Source organism: Klebsiella sp. HMSC09D12 (assembly GCF_001808475.1).
GTDB lineage: Bacteria > Pseudomonadota > Gammaproteobacteria > Enterobacterales > Enterobacteriaceae > Klebsiella > Klebsiella oxytoca.
In genome coordinates this window covers 80,803-86,412 of record NZ_KV793462.1, presented here as the reverse complement: position 1 = coordinate 86,412, position 5,610 = coordinate 80,803, and the positions used below count along the sequence as shown (strand labels likewise).

General features: G+C 52.9%; 4 protein-coding genes. All 4 read left to right on the top strand.

Features of this window, described 5'->3' with window-relative positions; all coding sequences use genetic code 11:
* A partial coding sequence (locus tag HMPREF3178_RS10245) for an iron-containing alcohol dehydrogenase (RefSeq protein WP_139146023.1) occupies positions 1-905 on the top strand: 905 nt, incomplete at its 5' end.
* A 108-nt stretch (positions 906-1,013) separates the two neighbouring features.
* The gene (locus tag HMPREF3178_RS10240; RefSeq protein ID WP_016809344.1) at positions 1,014-2,525 is read left to right on the top strand and encodes a CoA-acylating methylmalonate-semialdehyde dehydrogenase; all 1,512 of its coding nucleotides are present in this window, start codon (positions 1,014-1,016) and stop codon (positions 2,523-2,525) included.
* A 261-nt stretch (positions 2,526-2,786) separates the two neighbouring features.
* Positions 2,787-3,929: an iron-containing alcohol dehydrogenase gene (locus HMPREF3178_RS10235; RefSeq protein ID WP_017145072.1), complete on the top strand. Its 1,143-nt coding sequence runs from the start codon at positions 2,787-2,789 to the stop codon at positions 3,927-3,929.
* Between the two features lie 325 nt (positions 3,930-4,254).
* Positions 4,255-5,463 (top strand): aldose 1-epimerase family protein, encoded by a 1,209-nt coding sequence (locus tag HMPREF3178_RS10230; RefSeq protein WP_017145073.1) that lies wholly within the window; start codon positions 4,255-4,257, stop codon positions 5,461-5,463.
* The last annotated feature ends 147 nt before the right edge of the window (positions 5,464-5,610 follow it).

Below are 5,610 nucleotides of genomic sequence, written 5' to 3'. Positions count from 1 at the left end.
GGGTTAAAGCCAAAATGGTGGCGATCACCACCACGTCTGGTACCGGCTCGGAAGTGACGCCGTTCGCCGTTGTTACCGATGACGCCACCGGGCAGAAGTACCCGCTGGCTGACTATGCCCTGACCCCGGATATGGCGATTGTTGATGCTAACCTGGTGATGGAGATGCCGAAGTCCCTGTGCGCCTTCGGTGGTCTGGATGCGGTGACCCATGCGCTGGAAGCTTACGTTTCCGTACTGGCTTCCGAGTTCTCCGACGGCCAGGCGCTGCAGGCGCTGAAGCTGCTGAAAGATAACCTGCCGGCGTCTTACCATGAAGGTTCCAGGAACCCGGCAGCGCGTGAGCGCGTGCACAGCGCGGCGACTATCGCCGGTATTGCCTTTGCCAACGCCTTCCTCGGAGTATGCCACTCGATGGCGCACAAGCTGGGTTCACAGTTCCACATTCCTCACGGCCTGGCGAACGCGCTGATGATTTGCAACGTCATTCGCTATAACGCCAACGACAACCCGACCAAACAGACGGCATTCAGCCAGTATGACCGCCCGCAGGCCCGTCGTCGCTATGCGGAAATCGCCGACCACCTGGGTCTGACTGCACCGGGTGACCGCACCGCAGCGAAAATCGAAAAACTCCTTGGCTGGCTGGAAGCACTCAAAGCTGAACTGGGCATACCAAAATCCATCCGCGAGGCGGGGGTGCAGGAGGCCGATTTCCTCGCCCACGTCGATAAGCTGGCGGAAGATGCGTTCGATGACCAGTGCACCGGCGCCAACCCGCGCTATCCGCTGATTTCTGAATTGAAACAGCTGCTGACAGACAGCTTCTACGGCAATCAATACGCTGAAAAATCACCGACCGCAGCCGGAAAATCGCAAAAAGCGGAGGCCGTTGTCCGGAAATAAGCGCTTATTCAATATTCAAGAAAGTGGCTGACCCGGCGGTAAGTGATTTACCGCCGCTCAGAGGCTGATTATGAGAGAAAGTCGACAGATATTATCATGGAGAAAAATATGACTACTGTACCAAGACTGAAATATTTCGTTGATGGTCAATGGCGCGTTTCGCAGACCGAACGCTATATGGACGTCTATAACCCAAGTACCGGGGAAGTCATGGCTCAGGCCCCCTGCTGCACCGAGCAAGAAGTGCTGGATGCCGTTGCCGCGGCGCGCAAAGCCTTTCCGGCGTGGTCAGATACTCCGGCGATTAAACGCTCGCAAATTATGTTTCGCGTTCGTGAATTATTAATCCAGCATCAGGATCGCTTAACCGAGCTGGTGGCGAAAGAAAACGGTAAAGCCTGGGGAGATGCTCAAGGCGATGTATTAAAAGCGAAAGAGGGCACCGAGCTTGCCTGCTCTATCCCGACTCTGCTGGCGGGTGAAAATCTGATGGACGCGTCAGCCGGGATCGACACCAACCTTTACCGTGAGCCGATTGGCGTGTTCGCCGGCATTGTGCCGTTTAACTTCCCGGCGATGATTCCGATGGGATGGATGGCGCCGCTATGCGTCGCATCCGGTAACACCATGGTGATTAAAGCGGCCAGTATGACGCCGATGACCTGTATGGAAATCACCAAACTCTATCAGGAAGCGGGCGTACCGGATGGCGTGATTAACATCGTGACCTGTTCACGTAACGAAGCCGATATTCTGCTGACCCATCCGGACGTTAACGGCGTCTCATTCGTCGGCTCGACGTCCGTCGGCCTGCACGTATACTCCAAAGCCGCCGCCCACGGCAAACGCGTCCAGGCGCTGTGCGAAGCAAAAAACCATGCCCTGGTGCTGGCCGATGCGCCAATTAACCGTACCGCCGCCGGTATTATCAACGCCGCGTTCGGCTGCGCGGGCGAACGCTGTATGGCGCTGCCGGTCGTCGTGGTGCAGGAAGAGATTGCCGACAAGCTGATTGCCGCCGTCGTCGAAAAAGCCAAACAGCTGAAAATCGGCCCCGGCTATCTGCGCGATACCGACATGGGTCCGGTGATTTCTAAAGACCATAAACAATCCGTCATCAACTGGATTAATAAAGGCATCGAAGAGGGTGCGAAGCTGGTGCTCGATGGTCGCGATATTAAGGTGCCGGGCCAGGAAAAAGGCTTCTATGTCGGGCCGACTATACTCGATGGCGTGACCGAGGAGATGAGCGTCGGGACGCAGGAAATTTTCGGGCCGGTCCTGTGCTTTAAGCGGGTAAAAACCTTCGAAGAAGGTCTAAAATTAATGAACAATAACCCGTTTGCCAACGGCTCGGTTATTTTCACCCAAAGCGGCTACTACGCCCGCGAGTTCCAGAAACGCACCCACGGCGGTATGGTCGGTATTAACGTCGGCATCCCGGTGCCGGTCGGCGTATTCCCCTTCTCAGGTCATAAACAGTCGTTCTTCGGCGACCTGCACTGCCTGGGCAAAGATGGCGTTCGTTTCTATACAGAGTCCAAATGCGTGACTTCGCGCTGGTTTGATGAAGAAGAAGCAAAACGCGAAAAAGTCGACTCCTGGGACGGTACGATTTAATAGCCATTTAAACCCAACATATAACGAGTTGCGGGACAGGTAGCAACCCAGCGAATCCTCAGTCATTTACTGGCGTAAATGGCTGAGGTCAACAAATGCGGGCAACGTACAAGCAGCTTGAAATATGACGGTCAGCTCCCTCCAGATATTGCTCCGGCAGTATCTGGAGCATTAATTCGATTTTTTTATTCTGCACGTGTCGCTGAATCGTTAATAACGACTGCACACTAAAAAAATCCTTAATATTAAATGGAGTTTCCTATGACCCAGGCCTTCTCAATTCCTCGCAGTATTATTTATGGCGAAAATGCTTTAGAGCATCTTTCCACCCTGAGCGGAAAAAAAGCCGCATTAGTCACCGGCGGCAGTTCAATGAAGCGTTTTGGCTTTCTGGATAAAGCCGTCAGCGAACTCAATAAAGCGGGTATAGAGTGCATTATTATCGATAATGTTGAACCCAATCCGTCCATTAAAACCGTCTGGCGCGGAGCCAAAGCGATGCTGGCCTTTGAACCTGACTGGATAGTGGCCATTGGCGGCGGTTCCGCGCTGGATGCCGCTAAAGTTATGTGGTGTTTCTATGAACATCCGCAGCTGAAGTTTGAGGATATTATTCCCGTCGGTGCCATGCCGCCGCTGCGCAGCAAAGCACGGTTTGTGGCGATCCCCTCCACCAGCGGCAGCGCGTCCGAAATCACCGCCTTCTCGGTGATCACCGATACGGCAAATCATATCAAATACCCGATTGTTGCCGCCGATCTGGTGCCGGATATCGCCATTCTCGACCCCACTATTCCGGCAAAAATGCCGCCTCACGTGACGGTTCACACCGGCATGGACGTTTTGACCCATGCGATTGAAGCCTACGTCTCCACTGCAGCCAACTCGTTTACCGACCCTTATGCGGTAGAGGCCATTCGGCTGGTATTTAAGCATCTGGAAACCGCCTGGCGCTCACCCGATGATTTAAATGCCCGCATGCATATGCATAATGCTTCCGCGCTGGCGGGAATCGCCTTCACCAATGCGTCACTGGGATTAGTGCATTCGATGGCGCATAAAATTGGCGGCGAATTTGGCATTACTCACGGTCTGGCGAATGCGATTATGTTGCCGTATATCATTCAATATAATGCGAAGTTCACCAAAAAATATCGTCAGCTGGAAGCCGCATTAGGTATGGATAATTTAATTGCCGCGATCAATGCGCTGAATCAACGGCTGGGCGTCCCGAAAACGCTGAGCCAGTGTGACGAAGTGGAAATCAATGAAGTGACCTTTGTTAATGTGCTCGACCGAATGAGTCGCCATGCCGTCGACGATCCCTGTACGTTAACCAATCCTAACTATCCGTCAGTTCAGGACGTTAAAGGGTTGTACACCCTGGCATTCTACGGCGCTTGATAGCCTCAGCGCTGCGATGTTGTGAACGGTAAAGCCACGTTGCCTAAGGCTGCAGGGAATAGCGACTCCCTGCAGCCATCCCTTTTATCCCGCCTCGGTATTTCTGCAATGAACCCAAGCTGAATCGTTAAAGCAAAAGACGATAGTAATCACATAATTTCAGCAACGAAATTCAATATCACTGACGAAAAGAGATTTATATCTCATTTAAAAATATAAAAACGCCTGTTTTCTCACCAGGTGAGACACTTCACATTTTCATAATCCACTTGCAACTAAATTCCCTGCATCAGTGACACAATCGATTCAGCAAAAGGGATGAAAAATGAAAAAGACATTAGCTTTGACGGCCATTGCCGCGCTTATTTCTACGCCGGCAATGGCAAAAACGTGGGTGCTGACAAGCGCTGAAAGCGGCATAGATAAAGGAAACTGGCAAATAACCAGCGATCAGCTGAAGATAAAAGAGCATAACTTCAGCATTGAGCAAAAAGTCCTTCACGGCGGTAAACAAGAAGGCAGTAAAATCCTTGTGATCCATAGTAAAGACGGCCTGACCATCGCGCTTAGCCCGACCCGCGGCATGAACCTGCTAAAAATCGAAGGCTTTGGATCGCGAATGGGCTGGGATTCGCCGGTCAAAGAAGTGGTTAATCCCGCCTTTATTAACCTCGAAAGCCGTAACGGACTGGGATGGCTGGAGGGTTTCAATGAAATGATGGTACGCTGCGGCTACGAATGGACAGGCCACCCGGTGACCGCCGATGGGCAGATTTACACCCTGCACGGCAAAGTCGGCAACACGCCGGCTTCCCAGGTAGAAGTTGAAGTGGCGGATACCGCGCCATATGAAATTCGCGTTCGTGGACTGGTGAAGGAGAGCACCTTCAAGAAAGCAGATTTGCAGACCATGACCGAACTGCGCTACGTGCCAGGCAGCAATAGCTTTAGCCTGCACGATGTCCTGACCAACCATGCCGACTATCCGCATGACTATCAAATTATCTATCACAGCAACTTTGGCAAGCCGATCCTCGAAGAAGGCGCCCGCTTCCTGGCCCCGATCGCCAGCATCAGTCCATTCAACGACTACGCCAAAGCGGGCTTAAAAAGCTGGCAAACCTACGCCGGACCAACGAAAGATTTCGATGAAATGGTGTTTAATATGCAGCCTCTGGCGGATGAAAATCATCAAACGCTAGCCGCAGTGGTCAACAAAGCCGGCGATAAAGGGGCATCTATTCAGTTTGATACCCGCCAGCTACCGGTGCTGACCCTGTGGAAAAATACCGATACCGAGAAACAGGGTTACGTCACCGGTATTGAGCCAGGCACCAGCTACGCCTATCCGGTCACTATCGAGCGGGAGCAAAAACGCGTTAAGCAGCTTCAGCCCGGGGAAAGCGCCCAGTTTGATCTGACCTATACGCTGCTGCACAGCAGCGAGCAGGTTGCCGAGGTGGAGAAGAAAATCGCGGCTATTCAGGGCGATAGCAAAGTGGCGGAAAACGAAACGCCTATCGCGAAAGAGTAATTTAACGCGTTGAGCATGTTCCGGGCGACAAAACACGCAGACGGCGGTGAACTTGTCGCCCGGCTAAGCGCAACGCGAACCGGAAGAAAAGCGGAGGCCGTATTACGCACGGCTTCCCGGAGGCGGCGCTTGACGCGCCTTGTCCGG